Below are 18,311 nucleotides of genomic sequence, written 5' to 3'. Positions count from 1 at the left end.
CGCCGCTCCGGGGCAAGCAGGAGGTCGCGGGGCGGCGGGGGCGGCCTGATGCGCGGTAGGGTACTGTAAGCCGGGAACCGATTCAACGCGCAATGCGGCGCCAGCTTCCCCGCCGTTGCGCGGCCGCATAGCCGTTCCCGCCGCAATCGGAACTGCTTGATTTTTTCCAAGTTTTCGTCACACTTGCTAAATTGCTAGCAGGTAACAATGTCGACAATTACAGATGGGGCAGGGATGGTGGCCAAGTCGGGGGCGAAGGCGGCTGGCGCCTCGCCAGGCTCGGATCTCGATCCGCTGACCGGCGTTGACAATCGCCAGGGATTTCTGAAGCGGCTGGAGGCACGCCTGCAGAGCGAGGCGGTGCCCCGCTGTGCTTTGCTTTTGATCGGCATTGACGATTTCCGCGCCTTCAACGACATGCACGGGCATGCCGAAGGCGACCTGATCCTGCAGCGCGTGGCCCGCCGCCTGCGCGACGCCTCGCCGCGCGACGCCGCCATCGGCCGCATTGGCAGCGACGAATTCGGTGTGTTGCTCCCCTCCATTGCCGATCCCACGCTGGTGCGCCATGTTGGTGCGGCGATCCTCTCGATGCTGTCCTCCCCGCATGAGAGCGCCGGCCGCCGCCACCATGTGCTGGCCAGCATCGGCGCCTGCGTGATCCCCGCCGCCGGCGAACAGGGTTCGGACGTGCTGGCCGCGGCCAGCCTGGCGCTGGCCCGCGCCAAGCACGACGGCGGCCGCACCATCCGCTTCTTCAAGCCGCAGATGCGCTCGGACGTGACCACGCGGCTGTCGCTGGTGCAGGCGCTGCACGAAGCCTATGCCCAGCGCCAGTTCGAGCTGCTGTACCAGCCGCAGGTCGACCTGCGCGACGGCCGCGTGCACGGTGCCGAGGCGCTGATGCGCTGGCGCCATCCGACCCGCGGGCTGCTGCCGCCCGCCGCCTTCATCGACGCGCTGGCCGGCAGCAGCATCGCCAGCGATGTCGGCATGTGGCTGCTGCAGACCGCCTGCGCCCAGGCGCGCGCGTGGTCGCTGGCCTTTCCCCAACCGCCGCGGGTGGCCATCAACCTGTTCGCGGCCCAGCTGTCCGAAAGCCGGCTGCTGACCGAGGTGCGCCACGTGCTGCGCGCGCTGGAACTGGCGCCGGACTGCCTGGAGATCGAGATCACCGAAACCATCGCGCTGCAGCAGGGCGACGAGGTCGCGGACCAGCTCCAGGCGCTGCGCCGCGACGGCGTGACGCTGACCTGCGATGACTTCGGCACCGGCTATGCCTCGCTCAGCTTCCTGAAGTCGTTCCCGGTGGACCGGCTCAAGATCGACCAGTCCTTTATCCGCAACGTGACCGAAGACCCGGTCGATGCCGCAATCGTGCGCTCGGTGATCAGCGTGGGCGCAAGCCTGCACATTGGGGTGGTCGCCGAAGGCGTGGAAACCACCGAGCAGCGCGATTTCCTGCTGGCCAACGGCTGCCATGAGGCGCAGGGCTACCTGTACGGACGCCCGATGCCGGCCGAGCGGCTGACCGAAATGCTGCGCCAGCAGTCCGGCCGCTGAGCCGCCTCTGCCCCCCGTTCCGCCCGCCTCCGCTCCCCGCGCTGCCAGGGAAGTTGTTTCCACCTTTGACGGCGAGCCTGCCCGTCCCGGGCACCCGCTGACCCCCCGCCCGCCCGCAGCCTGCCCGGGATAGCGCTGCGGCCTGCGCTGCATTGCCGCATGGCGAAATACGAACTTACAAAGTCTGCCGCGCCGGGCGTGCCGCGGCATCCGGGGCAATGTATGGTGACATTAGGGTTGCCGCTGACATCGGCCGGCCGCCCCGGTGCGTTATGCGTTTTGTCCCGGTCCTGACTTCCATGTTCGATCCTTCCCAATCTTCCCGCCCTGCTCGTGGCCAACTCCGTGGCAGGCTGGCGCTGACGGCCCTGGCCGCTGCCGCCGGCCTGGCGGTGGCGGCTGCTGCACTGGCCCAGGTGCCCGCCGGCCCTCCCGGCGAGGCCTATCTTGATGCGCCGGCGACTGACGGCCAGTACCAGCAAGCCGATCCTTCCTCGCGCATTGCCACGCTGACCGCCGTCGACGGCAACCTCAGCTTTGCGCCGGCAGGCTCGGACGACTGGGCTGCCGCCGGCCTGAACCGGCCCATCACCACCGGCGACCGGCTCTGGCTGGACCACGGCGGCCGTGCCGAGCTGCATGCCGGCACGGTGGCGGTCCGGCTGGGCGGCGCCACCGCGGCCAGCATCCTGAACCTGGACGACAGCGCCACGCAGGTCAAGCTGACCCAGGGCACGCTGCAGCTGCGCGTGCGCGCGCTGCCGCCGGGCCAGACAGTCGAGGTCGACACCCCCAACCTGGCCTTCGTGCCGCGCGAGCCGGGCGACTACCGGCTGGACGTGGCGCCGGACGGCAGCACCACCACCGTGACCATGCGCCACGGCAGCGCCGTGGTCTACGGCGACAGCCGCTCGATCGAGCTGCAGCGCGGCGACCGCATGCGCTTTGCCGGCACCGACCTGGCCGACGCCGGTGGCGGCGGCGCGCCGGAAGACGCCTTCGACCGCTGGACCGCGGCACGCGATGCGCGCGAAGACGCCTCGCCGTCCGCCCGCTACGTGCCGCGCGAGATGCCGGGCTACGCCGCGCTGGACGGCTACGGCGACTGGCAGGAAGACCCCGGCTACGGCGCGGTCTGGTTCCCACGCGTGGTCAGCGCCGGCTGGGCACCTTACAGCGCCGGGCACTGGGCCTGGATCGCCCCGTGGGGCTGGACCTGGATCGATGACGCGCCCTGGGGCTTCGCGCCCTCGCACTACGGTCGCTGGGCCTATGTGGGCTCGCGCTGGGGCTGGGTGCCGGGCCCGCGCGTGCGCCCGTGCTACGCCCCCGCGGTGGTGGCCTTTGTCGGCGCCAGCGGGCCGAACTGGAGCGTGCGCGTTGGCAGCGGGCCGGGCGTGGCCTGGTATCCGCTGGGGCCGCGCGACGCGTACCGGCCCGTCTATCGCGCCAGCCCGACCTATGTCGCCCGCATCAACCGGGTCACCGTCAACAACATCGTGATGGGCGACCGCCGGCCTCCGCCTTACGCCAACCGCAACGTGCCCGGCGCCATCACCGGCATGCCGGCACGCAATTTCGTCGAAGGCCGCCCGGCGCGAGGCATGCATCGCGATGAATGGCGCAACCTGCCGGCAGGCGAGGCCAGGGGGGCGCCGCCGGTGGCGCCGGTCAAGAGCAGCCTGGTGGGATCGGCCCCGATGCGGCCGCTGCCGCCGCAGGCCCGCCCTGGCTTCGAGCGCCAGGCCATCGCCGCCCGTCCGCCGGGCCGGCCCGCCACGGACGACCTGGCCCGCCGCTTCGCGCGTGAGGGCGGGGTTGTGCCCGGCGCCGGCCCAGCCTGGCGCGGTGGCAATGAACGGCGGCCCGGGCGCGAGGTGCAGCGGGCACCCGATGTGCGCATGAGCCAGGCAGCCATCGCCGCGCGCGACCACACGCCGCCGCAGCCGCGCGCCGGCCGCGGCGATGCCGATGGGCCCGCACGTGGCGATCGCGGCGATCGCAACTATTCGAACGCCCCGGGCGAACCCTGGCGCGGCAACGGCCGCGGCCAGAGCAGCCGGCCCGACGAAGCCCGCGGCTTTGTTGGCCAGCCGGGCCAGCCGGGCGGACCGGCCGACGCGCAACGGCAGGCGCAGGGCATGCAGCGCGAACAGCAGCAGGCTTTGCAGCGCCAGCAGATGGAACAGCAGCGCGCGCTGCGCGAGCAGCAGCGGCAGGGGCCTGATCTGCAGCGGCAACAGCACGAGGCCCAGCAACGCGACGCCCAGCAACGCCAGTGGCAGGACCAGGCCCGCGACCAGCAACGCCAGCAGGACCAGCAGCGCATGCAACAGCGCCAGTGGGCGGATGGGCAGGACCGTCCCGATCCGGCGCGGCAATCGCAGGAAATGCAGCGGCAGCGCTTTGAGCAGCAACGGCAGATGCAGGATGCCCAGCAACAGCGCCAGATGCAGGAGGCCCAGCAGCAACGGCAGATGCAGGAGTCGCGGCAGCGCCAGGCGCAAGACACCCAGCGCCAGCAGATGGAGCAGCAGCGCCAGTCCGAAGTCCAGCAGCAACGGCAGATGCAGGAATCGCGGCAGCGCCAGGCGCAAGACACCCAGCGCCAGCAGATGGAGCAGCAGCGCCAGTCCGAAGCCCAGCAGCAACGGCAGATGCAGGAATCGCGGCAGCGCCAGGCGCAGGACATCCAGCGCCAGCAGATGGAGCAACAGCGCCAGTCCGAAGCCCAGCAACGCCAGGCCGCCGACCAGCAGCGCCAGCAGGTGGAGCGCCAGCGCCAGATGGCCGAGCAGCAGCGGCAGGGCCAGGAGATGCAGCGCCAGCGTTTCGAGCAGCAGCGGCAAATGCAGGAGGCGCAGCAGCGGCAGGCCGAGGCGGCCCAGCGCCAGCAGATGGCACAACAACGGCAGATGCAGGAGCAGCAACGCCAGGCGCAGGAGCAGCAACGGCAGCAGGCCATGCAGCGCCAGCAGGCGGAACAGCAGCAGCGCCACATGCAGGAGCAGCAGCGTGCCGCGCAGGAGCAGCAGCGTGCGACGCAGGAGCAGCAGCGGCACCAGCAGGACCAGCAACGGCAGATGCAGGAGCGCCAGCGGCAGCAGATGGAGCAGCAGCGCCAGCAGCAGCAACAGCGCGCGCAGAACTGACGCGGCCGGATGGAGACGTGCAACGGGCGCGACGGCGATCGCCGGCAGTAGCACGGCCCGCTTGACGGAGCCCGGAAGGCAAAAACCCCCGCAGGCCTCGCGGCCTGCGGGGGTTTGTTCTTGCGCGGCGCCGCGCGGGCGGCGCCCCAGCCTGGCTTACTTCGCCAGCTCCGACAACCGGACCTGCGAAATCTTGCCGTTCTGCACCCAGCCGACGATGGTGTCGGCCATCGACCCGCCCTTGGCGTCGATGCCGTCGACTTCGTTGGGGTTGACCTCCTTGGCCAGGCCCTTGACCGCGTCGGGCATCTTCGCCCGGATCGCTGCCGCGTCGCTGGTGGTGCCGGCCAGCTTCATCGCACCGGCCAGCGCGTACACCATGGTGTAGTTCAGCGACATCTCGGTGGTGGCATCGCGCCCGTCATGCAGCTTCTTGTACCTGGCGTTGAAGCTCTGCGCGGCGGGGCGGCTGTCGTTGACCAGCGGCAGCACGCCGATGGAACCTTCCAGCATGCCCAGGCCGTTGGTGACCTTGGCCATTTCATCCATCTTGGCCTGGTCCATCACGATAAAGCCGCCCTTGAAGCCCAGTTCGCGCGCCTGCTTGACCACCAGTGCGGTCGGCTCCGACGGTCCGCCGACGAACATCACGTCCGGCTTCTCGCTCATCGCGCGCGACACGCCGCTGTAGAAGTCGGTGGCCTTGGTGTATGACATCGGATTGTTGGCTACCACCTTGCCGCCGGCCGATTCCCACGCCGGCACGAAGGCCTGCACCCAGGCCTTGGCGTAGTCGTGGTCGGCCGGGGCCAGCGCCACGTTCTTGCCGTAGCGCTTCATCTGCGCCTTGACGAAGGGCTCGATATAGCCGGTGTACGCGGGCGGGATGCGGATGGTCAGCTTGTTGCCGGCGTCAGTGATGCGCGGCACGCTGGAGTAGGCCATCACCAGGAACTTCTCCTGCTCATTGAAGGCCTGCAGCGCGAAGATGCCGCCCGAATGGGGAACGAACACCGCCGGGGTCTTGTGCTGCTGCACCAGGCGGCGCCCGTTGATGGCGGCCTCGGCGGGCGAGTACTTGTCGTCCAGCGCCACCACCTCCAGCTTGACCTTCTTGCCCTTGACTTCCAGGCCGGATGCATTGATCTCGTCCACCGCCATCTGCACGCCCGACAGCACGTTCTTGCCATACAGCGCGGCGCCGCCGGACAGCGGTCCGGTATAGCCGATCTTGACCACTTCCTGCGCCAGTGCGGTGCCAGAGGCCAGCATGGCGGCCACGGCGGTGGCGGCCAGCGGGAAGATACGGCGCATGATGTTGTGTTGCATTGTCTTGTCTCCTGAAAGTACTGCGCTTGCTAGGTCTGGTTGTATTTTGCTTTCGCGAGGCCGGCTGCTCTGAACCTACCCCCCGATATACGCCTTCCGAATCCCCTCATCCTTCAGCAACGTATCCCGATCCCCTTCCATCACGATGCGCCCGCTCTCGATCACATAGGCGCGATGCGCGATCCCCAGCGCCGCGTAGGCGTTCTGCTCGGCCAGCAGCACGGTGGTGCCGGCGCGGTTGATGCGCTGGATGATCTCGAACATCTGCTTGACCACCAGCGGCGCCAGCCCCAGCGAGGGCTCGTCCAGCAGCAGCGCGCGCGGGCGGCTCATCAGGGCGCGGCCCAGCGCCACCATCTGCTGCTGCCCACCGGACAGCGAGCCGGCCGCATCGTCCTTCTTCTGCCGCAGGATCGGGAACAGCTCATAGACCTCTTCCAGCGTCTTGCGGATGCCAGCGCCATCGCGCCGGTGCACGTAGGCGCCCAGCACCAGGTTCTTCTCCACGCTCATCGCCGGGAACAGCTTGCGGCCCTCCGGGCAGTGCACCAGCCCGGCCTGCACGATCTGCGACGGCTTCATGCCCGACAGCTCGCGCCCGTCAAAGCGCATGCTGCCGCCGCTGATGCGGTGGATCGCGCTCATCGCCAGGAAGATCGAGCTCTTGCCGGCGCCGTTGGCGCCCAGCAGCACCACCAGCTCGCCGGCGCCGGCGTGCAGGGTGATGTTGTCCAGGGCGCGGAAGCTGCCGTACGACAGCGAGACGCGTTCAAGCTGCAACATGGTCGGCTCCCAGGTAGGCCTCGATGACATGCGGATCCTGCTGGATCTGGGCGGGCGTGCCTTCGGCAATCTTCTCGCCGTAGTTCAGCACCATGATCTTGTCCGCCAGGCGCATGATCATGTCCATCTTGTGTTCGATCAGGCAGACGGTCTTGCCATGGCGCACCATCTTGCGGATCAGCTCCGCGAGGCCGACGGTCTCCTCCGGGTTCACGCCGCCGGCTGGCTCGTCCAGTAGCAGCAGTTCCGGGTCGGTCGCCAGCGCCAGCGCAAAGGCCACGCGCTTGCGCGCCTCTTGGGTGATATCGGCGGCGACCTCGTGCGCCAGGTGCGACAGGCCGACGAAGTCCAGCGCGGCCTCGGCCTTGTCGCGGCACAAGCGCTCTTCTTCACGCAGGCGGCGCGTGTTGAATAGCACGTCGCGCAGGCCCGAGTGGGTGCGCAGGCGGTGGCCGACGATCAGGTTGTCGAGCACCGTGGCGCGGTCGAACAGCGCCGTGGCCTGGAAGGTGCGGGCCACGCCCAGGCGCGCGATCTGGTCGGCGCGCAGGCCGGCCACGTCCTGGCCCTTGAACAGGATCTGGCCGGAACTGGGCGCATGCGTGCCAGCCACCAGGTTGAAGAAGGTGGTCTTGCCGGCGCCGTTGGGGCCGATGATGGCGTTGATATGGCCTTGCTCGAAGGTCACCGAGACATCGTGCACCGCGGTCAGGCCGCCGAATTTCTTGGTCAGGTTGCGGATCTCAAGCATGGTCGGCTCCGGCGCGGGTGGTCGGGACAGCGGCGGCGGCTTGTGCAGGGGACTGCGCCGCCAGCTTGCCGCGCCGTTCGGCCGCGGCCTTGCGCGCCTGCTTCTTCAGCCAGGAACCCACGATCCCGTCCGGCACGAAGATGATCAGCAGGATCAGCACCGGGCCGAACACCAGCATGCGGTAGTCCTGCATGAACTGCAGCGACTGCGTGATCCATGGCACCAGCACCGCGCCCAGCAGCGGCCCGAAGATGGTGCCGATGCCACCCACCAGCATCGACATCACCATGTCGAAGGTCAGGTCGGTGCGAGCAATGTCCGGCCCCAGGAAGCGCACCTGCCCGGCGTACAGCGCACCGGCAAAGCCGGCGTAGCCCACCGACAGCACGAACGACAGCACCTTGGTGCGCATCAGGTTGATGCCCAGCGCCTCGGCCAGCGCATCGCTGTTGCGCACTGCCATGAAACTGCGGCCCAGCAGCGAGGTGACGATGCGGTGCATCAGGAAGGTGCCGACCGCCAGGAAGAACAGCACCAGGTAGTACTGCGCCTGCACGCTGTCAAAGCTGAGCGGCCCGATCGCGGCCGGCACCGGGATGCCGATCAGGCCCACCGTGCCATGCGTCAGGCTTTCCCACTTCTCGATCAGCAGGTAGATGATGTAGCCCACGCACATGGTGAAAATCGAGAAGTAATGGCCCTTCAGGCGCAGCGACACCACGCCGATCACATAGCCCAGCACCATGCAGATCACGCCGGCCAGCACGAATGCCAGCCAGAACGGCACCTGGTGGTCCACCGTCAGGATGCCCAGCGTATAGGCGCCGATGGCCATGAAGCCGCCATGGGCCAGGTTCAGCTGGCCGGTGTAGCCGGTGATCAGGTTCAGCCCGAGCGTGGCGATGGCGTAGATGAAGGCCAGCGTCATCACGGTCAGGTAGTAGCTGTTGGGCGTGATCAGCGGGAAGGCGATGGCCAGCGCCAGCAGCAGCGTCCAGCCGGTTTTTCCTTGCAGTGCTTTCATGTCTTGCGCTCCTCAGGCTGCCTTGCCGGCAAACAGGCCCTGCGGCCGGATCGACAGGATCACCACCAGCAGCACGAAGGCGATGATGTCCTTGTAGTCGGTGGAAACGTAGAAGCCGCCGAAGCTCTCGGCCATGCCGATGATGAGCCCGCCGACGATGGCGCCGGGGATGCTGCCCATGCCGCCCAGGATGATGATGACGAAGGCCTTGGTGATCACCAGGTTGCCCATGCTGGGGTACACCAGGTTGATCGGGGCGTAGAGCGTGGCGGCGATTGCGGCCAGCGCGCCGGAGATGGCAAACACCAGCAGCGTCACGCGGGTGGCGTCGATGCCCACCAGCGCGGCGCCTTCGCGGTTCTGCGCCATGGCCATGATGGTGGCGCCGGTCATGGTGCGCGTCAGGAACAGGTGCAGCAGCACCATCAGCGCAAAGGCGGCGCCGATGATCAGCAGGCGCTGCAGCGGCGCGGTCAGCCCGAACACGTCGACGATCTGGCCATAGGGCGTGGGCATGCGGTGGAAGTCCGCGCCCCACAGCGCCTGCGCGCCGGCTTCCAGGAACAGCAGGATGCCGATCGCGGCGATCATGTCGTGCAGCTCGGGCGAGTTGCGCAGCGGGTGGAACACCAGCCGGTCGGCAGCCATCGACAATACGGCCACCGCCAGCGCCGCGCCCAGCATCGCCAGCCAGTAGTTCACGCCCAGCGATGTCATCAGGAAGTACGACACATAGGCGCCAGCCATGTAGAAGGCGCCGTGCGCGAAGTTGGGCACGTGCAGGATGCCGTAGACCAGCGTCAGGCCAAGCGCCACCAGGCTGTAGACGCCTCCCAGCGTCAGGCCGTTCAGGAACTGTTGAAGGAACAATGCCACAGGGGTACCTCGTGCGGTTCGTGAAACCAGGCACGCAGCGGCAAGGGCCGTGCGTGTTCCATCGCGGCGGCGCCAGGCGCGGCCACGGTCAGGAAGTCGGGGGGCGGAACTCAGGCGGGCGGCGGTGCCGGCTCGCGCGCGGCGATGCGCGGGCGGGATGGCCTGGCCCAGGGCGCGCCGTGGCGGTCACGGTGCGGGTGTGCAGATGCGTGTTGCAGGTGCTGCATGGTTGTCTCCTGTGCGATGCGGCGCGCTGGCCGCCCGGCAAGCCCGGGCACTGGCCGCGTCGGCGTGGACGGCGGCGTTGCGACCCGGTGACGAGGTGTCGGGAGTGTTCCCGCACGATCGTTCGTTTTCACCGACTGTTGCATACGCTTCGCGGCACCGTCAAGGAAAGCGGCGGAGTATTCCGCACCGCGAAATAGCAGGGCGCTGGCCTCCGGGTATGTCCGGAGAGGGTCTGCCCGCCGCCATCGACAGGGCATATGACCCCTATGTTTTCCCTGCATGGACTGCTGTGCGTGAGGGATGTGCCGACCTACGCCGCTTTCGGCGAGCTGCCTGGCGCTGTGCGAGGCTTCCGCGGATCCGTCCATGGCTGCGTACCCGCCGTTGTGCACCATACGGCGAAGCGCTATGCTCGTGCGCGCTGTATCCCGGCCGTTGGGACCTTGTCTGCTTTCCCGCCTTTTCGCTCCGTAACCTGCAACCCAGGAGACCCTACCCATGCCTTGCCGCATTTTTTCTCTGCGCGCTGCCGTCCTGTTCATCGCCGGTGCCACGCTTGCCGGCACCGCCGCAGCCACCGCGGTCGAGCCGGTTCATCAGCTCGCACGACAGGAGAAGCCCGCACTCATCGCGACCTTGAAAGACCTTGTGTCGATCGAGTCCGGCAGCAAGGACATCGAAGGGCTGGACCGCATCGCCACGCTGATCCGGGGTCGGCTGGCGGCGCTGGGAGCCACCGAAGCCAAGCTGGTCGAGCCAGCCGAAATCTACCGGATGGAAGACACGCCCAAGCAAGTGGGCAAGATGGTGATGGCGCAGTTCAAGGGCAGCGGCAAGCGGAACATCATGCTGATCGCCCATATGGACACCGTGTACCTGCGCGGCATGCTGGCCCAGCAGCCCTTCCGCATCGAGGGTGACCGCGCCTACGGGCTGGGCATCGCCGACGACAAGAACGGCGTGGCCGTGATCCTGCACACCATCGCCATCCTGCAGAAGATGAAGTTCAAGGACTACGGCACGCTGACGGTGCTGATCAACGGCGACGAGGAAATCAGCTCGCCCGGTGCGCGGGCCGTGCTGACCCGGCTGGGCGCGCAGCAGGATGCCGTGTTCTCATGCGAGGCCAGCCGCGTCACCGGCGACCGCCTGTCGCTGGCGACCAGTGGCATCGGTTCGATCTATCTTACGGTGCAGGGCAAGGCGTCGCACGCGGGCAGTGCGCCCGAGCAGGGCCGCAATGCGCTCTATGAACTGTCGCACCAGGTCCTGCAGATGCGCGACCTGTCCAATCCGGCCACCGGCCTCAAGGTCAACTGGACAGTCTCCTCGTCCGGCACCAATCGCAACGTGATCCCGGCCACCGCTACCGCGCAGGCAGACGTACGCGTGCTGCGCACCGCTGACTACGATAGCCTCGAGAAAACGCTGCAGGAACGCATCCGCAAGCAGCTCATTCCCGACACCAAGGTTGACGTGAAATTCGAGCGCCGCCGTCCACCGCTGGAGGTAAGCGACGCAGCACGCAAGCTCGCCGCGCATGCGCAAGGCATCTATGCGGAGATCGGTGAAACGCTCCAGGTCCACGATACCGCGGAAGGCGGAGGCACCGATGCCGCCTTCGCGGCTGCGGACACCAAGGCGCCGGTGATCGAGCGCTTCGGGCTGCGAGGCTTCGGTGCTCACTCCAATGATGCCGAGTATGTCGATCTGAACTCGGTCACGCCGCGGCTGTACCTGCTGACGCGGATGATCATGGACGTCTCGCAGGACAAGGCTGGGCGTTAAGGGAGCGATAGCCCTCAAGGTCATTGAGGGCGATTCGCCGCAGGCACGACTACCGAGTAGGGCGGGCTGTGATGCTCGCCAGTGCACCGGCATGCAGCTTCCGCGCATGCCATCTCATTCAGGCAATGCCTGGCACGGATTGACGCGCCTCGGTCATTCGGTGGATGCAAGCCGCGTCTTGACCGCCAGTACGGTGAGGTTGGCCATGGTGCGCAACGCGGCCAGTTCGGCGCCAGACCAGATCGACCGATCCGCCAGGTAGTTGAACGTCCCGATCACCCTGCCCGCGTAGCAGAGCGGCACGTTCACAACAGCCCTGCAGCCCAGCGAGCGGATGGTGTCGATATCGTCGAACACCTCGGCGAGCGCCGCGTCACCTTCACCGACGAAGACTTCACCGCGCTCCAGCAGCTGACGCTTCCACGGGCTGTCGCCCTTGGTCTTGCGGCCGCCTACGGGGTAGGCGGTAGTACTCGATGACCAGAGCCGCTCGATCTGCGCGGCATCGGCATACCAGGCATTGATGGTCAGCAACCCCGGGCCAAGCATCTCCATGGTCGCGTGCCCAATGGCGTCGAGCGTTGCAAGCGGACTTGCCGCACGCTGCAAGGCATCACACAGGCGGTTCACCTGCGCGATCAACTGCTGCGGATTGCCGAGAATTGCTTCCACGTCACTCGCCCTGGATGCCAAGTTCGCGGATCAGTTTGCCATAGCGGTCGGCATCGCGGCGCAGGATGGTGCCGAACTGCTGCGGTGTCGATGTGGTCGTTTCGACGCCGATGGCATTCATCTTCGCCTTCACCTCGGGCATCGACATGACGGCATTGATCTCGCGGTTCAGGCGCGCGGTCAGGTCGGCCGGCATCCCCTTCGGGCCGAAGGCGCCGTACCAGACCGCCAGCTCGTAGCCGGGCAGGGTCTCTGCCACCGTAGCCACGTTGGGCAGCAGCGGTGAGCGCCTGGACTCCGTCACGGCGAGCAGGCGCAGCTTGCCAGCCCTCACATGCGGCAGCGTCTGGGTGCCGGCCGAGAAGAGCAGCTGTGTCTGGCCCGCGACCGTGTCGACCACGGCTGGCGCTCCCCCCTTGTACGGGACGTGCAGCAGCTGGACGCCGGCCAGCTTTTCGAACAGCGCGGCGCTCAGGTGGTTGGTGGAACCAGAGCCGGCGCTGGCATAGGCCAGCTTGCCGGGATTGGCCTTTGCGTAGGCGATCAGTTCCTTCACGTTCTGCGCGGGCACCGACGGGTGCACCACCATTGTGTTGGTCACATACGCCAGCAGCCCCAGCGGGGTGAAATCCTCGACGCCCCGAAACGGCATGTTCTGCATCAGCGCAGGGTTCATGGCGTGCGTGCTCATTGAACCGACCAGCAGGGTGTAGCCGTCGGGCTTGGCACGGGCGACCATGGCGGAGCCGATGTTGCCCGAGGCACCCGGCTTGTTGTCGACGATCACCGGCTGGCCGAGCGAGCGGGTCAGGTGCTCGGACAGCACGCGCGCCAGGATATCCGTCGAGCCGCCCGCCGCCCAAGGCACGATCAGCGTAATCGGCTTTTGCGGATAGGCTTCGCTTGCCTGGGCAAGCCCGGCGACGCCAAGCGCCAGCACGACGATGCCGCGCAGCAGGGATTTCACGACGCACTTCATGGGTTTTCTCCTTGATGTCTGGCCCGGCTGTCAGGTACAGCCGGCCTTTAATGGTTGCCGTTCAGCGTCCGACCGCGTAGCCCTGCATGCCGCGCGGGTTCGCCCCGGCACGCAGCACGAGGCGGCCGCGGGGGTCCCGCTCGCGCGAGCAGGCGGACATGCGCCCCTCCGACCAGGGCTCGCCAATACGCACTTCGTGGCCGAGCTCACGCAGTGCAGCCAGGGTCGCCTCGGGAAAGCGCGATTCGACGCTGATGCGGTTGAGCACCGTCTGGCGCGGCCAGAACGATGCCGGGAAATGATCGATGTGCCAGGCCGGCGCGTCGATTGCCTCCTGCAGGTTCATGCCGTGGACGGCATGGCGCAGGAAGAACGCCAGCGACCACTGGTCTTGCTGGTCGCCGCCCGGCGTGCCGAACACCATGTATGGCTCGCCGTCGCGCAGCGCCAGCGATGGCGACAGCGTGGTGCAGGGCCGCTTGCCGGGTGCGAGGGTGTTGGGCAGGCCGGGCTCCAGCCAGGTCATCTGCAGGCGGGTATTGAGGGCAAAGCCCAGCGACGGAATGGTCGGGCTCGACGACAGCCAGCCGCCCGACGGCGTCGCCGCGACCATATTGCCGTGGCGGTCGATCACGTCGATATGGCAGGTATCGCCGACAAAGATCTCTTGCTCGGCCCATTCGGCTACCGGCGGCAGTTCGGCAAAGGTCGGCTCGCCCACGCCGAAGCGCACGTCGGCGCGCTGCAGCGTGCGCTCGGCCGCGGCCAGGTCGGGCAGGCGCGGTGCCATGCCGTTCACCATGCCGGGGTCAAGCGACAACGCCGCACGCGTGCCGATGCGCTGCGCGCGCGCCGCCAGGTAGCCATCGTCGAGCAGCGCCGCCAGCGGGCTCTGCGCAAAATGCGGATCGCCATACCACGCCAGCCGGTCGGCCATGGCCAGCTTGGTGGCCTCGGCAATGCGGTGCACGAATTCCGGCGAGTCTGGCGCGTGCTGCTCCAGAGCGGCGTGGCGCAGCATGCCCAGCTGCTGCAGGAACACCGGCCCCTGGCTCCAGACGCCGCACTTGGCCACGGTGTAGCGGCCGAAGTCCAGCGTGACCGGGGCCTCGATCTCCGGCGCCCAGCTGGCCATGTCGTCGTAGCGCAGCAGGCCGGTGTGCTTGTCGCCGGTGGTATCGCGCACCGGTGTATTGCGACAGTACGCGTCGATCTCCTGCGCGACGAAACCGCGGTACCAGCAGTCCATCGCCGCGTCGATCTGGCCGGTGCGGGTATCGCTATGCCGCCGGGCCTCTTCGACGATACGGGTGTAGGTGGCGGCCAGCGCCGGCAGCGTATGCAGGCTGCCGGGGCGCGGCACCTTGCCGTCCGGCAGCCACGTCTGTGCCGAACTGTGCCACTCGTCGCGGAACAGCGCCTGCACCGCCAGGATCGCGCGCGAGATGCGCGGCACCAGCGGGAAGCCGTCGCGGGCATAGCCGATGGCGGGCGCCAGCACGTCGGCCAACGACCACGTGCCGTGCTCGCGCAGCATCGTCAGCCACGCACCGAAGGCCCCGGGCACGGCGGCCGGTATCAGGCCGATGCCTGGCACCAGGTCCAGGCCCATGGCGCGCAGCGCGTCCGGATCGGCCAGCGCCGGGGCCGGGCCCTGGCCGCAGACAGTGCGCATGGCGCGTTCGCGCTCGCTCCAGTAGACGATCGGCACTTCGCCGCCGGGGCCGTTCAGGTGAGGCTCGACCACCTGCAGCACAAAGCCGGCGGCGACAGCGGCGTCGAAGGCGTTGCCGCCGCGCTCGAGCACGCCCATGGCGGTCTGCGTCGCCAGCCAGTGCGTGGAGGCGGCGACGCCGAAGGTGCCAACGATCTCGGGACGGGTGGTGAACATGGCTTGCAGCTCCTGTGATGCTAGCCAGTATAGGATTGGCGAATAACCAGCAGTGCCTCTTTGGTTATTGTGGTATTACCATCCGGTAATGCGACTTGCTCCTCCATTGCAGGAAGGCCCCGTGTCTATCGCCCCCGACAAGCTGGTCCACAACCTGGTGTCCCGCCTGCGCCTCAGGCACCTGCCGCTGCTGCTGGCGCTGGAGCGCCAGCGCTCGGTGTCGCGGGTGGCTGCCGAGCTCAACCTGTCGCAGCCGGCCGTCACCAAGACCCTGCGCGAGATTGAAGACATCTTCATGGCGCCGCTGTTCACCCGCACCCGGCGCGGACTGGAGCCCACGCCCACCGGCCGTGCGGTGCTGGCGCATGCCAGGCTGACGCTGGCCGATGCCGATGCGCTGGGGCGCGAACTGGCAGCGATCGAGTCCGGGCTGTCGGGCCGGCTGCGCATCGGCGTGATTCCGTACATCAGCCGCAGCGTGCTCGACGCCGCCTGCACCTTCGGCCTGGCCCAGACACCGCGGATCTCGGTGCTGGTACGCGAAGGCACCACCGACGAACTGGTCAGCGCACTGCGCGAGCACGAACTGGACTGCGTGGTGGCGCGCACTTTCTATGCGCCGGGCGCGGACATCGCGCAGCAGCCGCTGTATCGCGAAGAACCGGCGCTGGTCGTGCCCACCGCGGCAGCGGCCCGGCTGGCGCGCGGACCGCTCGACTGGCGCCAGCTGGCCGAGCGCGACTGGATACTGCCACCGCCCAACACGCCGATCCGGCGCACCATCAACACCATCTTTGCGGTGGCGGGGGTGGCGCAGCCCACGCCGATCGTCGAGACCTATTCGATCAAGACCATGGCTACGCTGATGCGCAAGCATCCGGCGGCAACGACCATCGTGCCGAAGGCGGTGGCCAGCGAACTGGCCGATTCCAAGGGGGCGACTGCGTTGCCGCATGCGCTTAGCTGGGATCTGCCACCGGTGGGGGTGATGTGGCGGCGGCAGGCGGTGGACGATGATGTGGTGACGGCGCTGGTCGCTTGCCTGGGGGCGTTGCGGTGGGAGGGAGAGTGAGCCGGATGGCCCATCCCACGCATCGCACGCCTCCACATCCGCGAGCCGGCTCCGACACACTCAGGCTGTCGCAGGGCCGTCTGGGATTTCTCCCGAAATCCCTTCCTATCCACTTGTTTTAATTGCGGTTTAGGTTCGCGCGAGGGTCTCGTCTTCAACCAGCCAGCTCGCGGTGCAACGCCACGTATTCCTGCGCAAGCTTGTGGCGCGGATCCAGATGGATCATGGGGGTGGCATGCTGATGCGATTCGCGGATCTTCACCGATGCAGACAGCCGCGATTCAAGTACTGGCAGGCCCTCGCTTACCAGTTCGTCGACCAGTTTCTGCGGCAGGCTGGCTCGCGGCTGGAACTGGTTGATCACGATCCCTTCGACCTGCAACCCGTCGTTGTGGTCCTGCTGGATTTCCTTCACGTTATCAAGCAGCGTGTAGAGGGCGCGGCGCGAGAAGTCATCGCAATCGAACGGGATCAGGCAACGCTCCACGGCGATTAGTGCGGAGCGGGTATAGAAATTCAGGGCCGGTGGCGTGTCGATGTAGATGGCGTCATAGACTGCCTCCAGCTCGAGCAAGGCGTCGCGTAGCTTGTAGATCTTGTAGCGGGACTCGAGCTTGCCGTGGAGGGAATCCAGGTCAGGATGCGCCGGCATCACATCGAGGTTCTCGAACGGCGTCGGGTGGACAAAGGACGTAAATTCCACCGGCCTGAAGTTGTAGGTCAGGGAGGTCTCGAAAAAATTGGCCGCGGTCGGACTTGCCTCCGCGGCCTGCGCGCCAAGCAGGTACTGGGTGGAGTTACCTTGTGCATCCAGGTCTATGACCAGGGTGCGCAAGCCCTCGCTGGCGCTGATTGCCGCGAGATTGCATACAATGGTCGATTTTCCGACCCCACCCTTCTGATTGAATACGACGCGCCGCATTTGCCCCTCTGGAGAGAATCGATCCGAAAGCGGCAGCATACCTTAGCGTGAGGTTCCCGGCAGCACCCGCCCGGCTATGAAACGATATTCCAGGCCCGGGGCTCGCTGTACCATTGGCGCCATGAGCTGGTCCCGCGCTTGCACTTCATGGACCAGCCTTGTGCTGCACACCATGCGGCTCACGCCACCGAAAGCATCGACATGGTTGCCGACCTTGCCCGCTCCTGGTTGACCTTCAGCGCGCCTGTGGCCGCTGCACAGGCTGCCGGCCGCCCGCTCGTGGCGCTGGAATCGACCATCATCGCCCACGGCATGCCCTACCCGGAGAACGTTCGCACGGCGCGCGAAGTGGAGGCCCTGATCCGCGACCTGGGAGCCGAGCCCGCGACGATCGCCCTGATTGGCGGGCGAATCCGCATCGGGCTTTCGGCCGACGAACTGGAACTGCTCGGGCGCTCGGACCGGGTACACAAGGTGAGCCGCCGCGACCTGCCGGCCGTGCTGGCCGGCGGCGGGCTCGGCGCCACGACCGTGGCCGGCACGATGATATGTGCCGCGCTGGCGGGCATTGAGGTCTTTGTCACCGGCGGGATTGGCGGCGTGCACCGCGGTGCGCAGGAGACCTTCGACATCTCGGCCGACCTGCAGGAACTGGCCAGGACCTCGGTGGTGGTGGTCTGTGCCGGGGCGAAGTCCATCCTGGACATCGGACTCACGCTGGAATACCTGGAAACACACGGCGTGCCGGTGCTCAGCTGTGAGCAAGACAATGTGGCTGCGTTCTACACGCGCGACAGCGGCTTTCGCGCTGACTTCAGGCTGGACGACGCGGCGGAGCAGGCGCGCTTCATCCGCACCAAGTGGGACTTGGGCCTGGCGGGCGGCGTGGTGTTGAGCACACCGGTGCCGCAAGCGGCAGCGATGACGTCCGGGGAGATCGACGCGCTGACTCGGCAGGCGCTTGCCGAGGCCACGGCGCAGGGAATCACCGGCAAGGCCGTGACACCTTTCCTGCTGGCTCGCATCAAGGCGCTGACGAGCGGACGCAGCCTGGCGACAAACATCGCGCTCGTAAAACACAACGCCGAGGTGGGGGCAAGGCTGGCGCTGGCATTGGCGGCCACCGGGCAGCCGGTCAGGTGAGCAGGCCGGCGTCCGCAGGGTGCGGGCGCGCACCTGGCAAGCTGTGTCTATGCGCCGACGTCGCCTAATCTTGTAACTTAGCGACCGGGGAGCGGAAAACTCGCCTGAAGTCGCAACGCGTACATTTTCGATCCGGGG

14 protein-coding genes are annotated in these 18,311 nt (G+C 67.6%); 5 read left to right on the top strand and 9 right to left on the bottom strand.

The genetic code is table 11. From position 1 onward, the window contains the following. Positions 1-234: 234 nt before the first annotated feature. Together AC07UK_RS13335 and AC07UK_RS13330 are read left to right on the top strand one after the other, a co-directional pair. Positions 235-1,563 (top strand): putative bifunctional diguanylate cyclase/phosphodiesterase, encoded by a 1,329-nt coding sequence (locus AC07UK_RS13335; RefSeq protein ID WP_013953627.1) that lies wholly within the window; start codon positions 235-237, stop codon positions 1,561-1,563. Between the two features lie 299 nt (positions 1,564-1,862). After that, positions 1,863-4,715 carry a DUF6600 domain-containing protein gene (locus AC07UK_RS13330; RefSeq protein WP_494687104.1) on the top strand — a complete coding sequence of 951 codons (2,853 nt, stop codon included), beginning with the start codon at positions 1,863-1,865 and terminating at the stop codon, positions 4,713-4,715. 156 nt (positions 4,716-4,871) lie between these two features. Here AC07UK_RS13330 and AC07UK_RS13325 read toward each other — a convergent pair whose 3' ends face one another. From AC07UK_RS13325 to AC07UK_RS13305, 5 genes are all read right to left on the bottom strand, one after another. Further along, positions 4,872-6,044: an ABC transporter substrate-binding protein gene (locus tag AC07UK_RS13325; RefSeq protein ID WP_436224935.1), complete on the bottom strand. Its 1,173-nt coding sequence runs from the start codon at positions 6,042-6,044 to the stop codon at positions 4,872-4,874. Positions 6,045-6,119: 75 nt separating this feature from the next. Beyond that, positions 6,120-6,827 carry an ABC transporter ATP-binding protein gene (locus AC07UK_RS13320; RefSeq protein ID WP_114134976.1) on the bottom strand — a complete coding sequence of 236 codons (708 nt, stop codon included), beginning with the start codon at positions 6,825-6,827 and terminating at the stop codon, positions 6,120-6,122. Next, positions 6,814-7,578, bottom strand: a complete 765-nt coding sequence (locus AC07UK_RS13315; RefSeq protein ID WP_042879684.1) for an ABC transporter ATP-binding protein — start codon at positions 7,576-7,578, stop codon at positions 6,814-6,816. The genes AC07UK_RS13320 and AC07UK_RS13315 overlap by 14 nt, the downstream gene beginning before the upstream one ends. Continuing rightward, positions 7,571-8,602, bottom strand: coding sequence for a branched-chain amino acid ABC transporter permease (locus tag AC07UK_RS13310; RefSeq protein WP_436224936.1), 1,032 nt, complete (start codon positions 8,600-8,602; stop codon positions 7,571-7,573). The genes AC07UK_RS13315 and AC07UK_RS13310 overlap by 8 nt, the downstream gene beginning before the upstream one ends. A gap of 12 nt (positions 8,603-8,614) precedes the next feature. Further along, on the bottom strand, positions 8,615-9,478 hold the full coding sequence (locus AC07UK_RS13305) for a branched-chain amino acid ABC transporter permease (RefSeq protein WP_114134973.1): 864 nt from the start codon (positions 9,476-9,478) through the stop codon (positions 8,615-8,617). A gap of 726 nt (positions 9,479-10,204) precedes the next feature. On the opposite strand from AC07UK_RS13305, the gene AC07UK_RS13300 reads away from it, so the two are divergent. After that, a complete protein-coding gene (locus tag AC07UK_RS13300) occupies positions 10,205-11,494 on the top strand; it encodes a M20/M25/M40 family metallo-hydrolase (RefSeq protein WP_436224937.1) in 1,290 nt (429 codons plus the stop codon). A 153-nt stretch (positions 11,495-11,647) separates the two neighbouring features. Here the strand turns inward: AC07UK_RS13300 and AC07UK_RS13295 are convergent, their stop codons facing one another. From AC07UK_RS13295 to AC07UK_RS13285, 3 genes are all read right to left on the bottom strand, one after another. Next, positions 11,648-12,166 (bottom strand): GAF domain-containing protein, encoded by a 519-nt coding sequence (locus tag AC07UK_RS13295; RefSeq protein ID WP_494687103.1) that lies wholly within the window; start codon positions 12,164-12,166, stop codon positions 11,648-11,650. 1 nt (position 12,167) lies between these two features. After that, positions 12,168-13,145 carry a Bug family tripartite tricarboxylate transporter substrate binding protein gene (locus AC07UK_RS13290; RefSeq protein ID WP_013953618.1) on the bottom strand — a complete coding sequence of 326 codons (978 nt, stop codon included), beginning with the start codon at positions 13,143-13,145 and terminating at the stop codon, positions 12,168-12,170. 61 nt (positions 13,146-13,206) lie between these two features. Continuing rightward, positions 13,207-15,036 (bottom strand): gamma-glutamyltransferase family protein, encoded by a 1,830-nt coding sequence (locus AC07UK_RS13285; RefSeq protein ID WP_494687102.1) that lies wholly within the window; start codon positions 15,034-15,036, stop codon positions 13,207-13,209. Between the two features lie 121 nt (positions 15,037-15,157). Here AC07UK_RS13285 and AC07UK_RS13280 point away from each other — a divergent pair, with 121 nt between their 5' ends. Continuing rightward, entirely contained in the window at positions 15,158-16,108 is a 951-nt protein-coding gene (locus AC07UK_RS13280) for a LysR family transcriptional regulator (RefSeq protein WP_436224940.1), read from the top strand. Between the two features lie 154 nt (positions 16,109-16,262). Here the strand turns inward: AC07UK_RS13280 and AC07UK_RS13275 are convergent, their stop codons facing one another. Beyond that, positions 16,263-17,030 carry a ParA family protein gene (locus AC07UK_RS13275; RefSeq protein WP_013953615.1) on the bottom strand — a complete coding sequence of 256 codons (768 nt, stop codon included), beginning with the start codon at positions 17,028-17,030 and terminating at the stop codon, positions 16,263-16,265. Positions 17,031-17,231: 201 nt separating this feature from the next. Between AC07UK_RS13275 and AC07UK_RS13270 the strand changes: the two genes are divergently transcribed. Then, complete coding sequence (locus AC07UK_RS13270; RefSeq protein WP_436224941.1) at positions 17,232-18,173, top strand: pseudouridine-5'-phosphate glycosidase; 942 nt, start codon at positions 17,232-17,234, stop codon at positions 18,171-18,173. Positions 18,174-18,311 lie beyond the last annotated feature (138 nt).

The organism is Cupriavidus sp. GW821-FHT07C08 (assembly GCF_059419025.1).
This window is presented reverse-complemented; position numbering and strand designations above follow the sequence as displayed.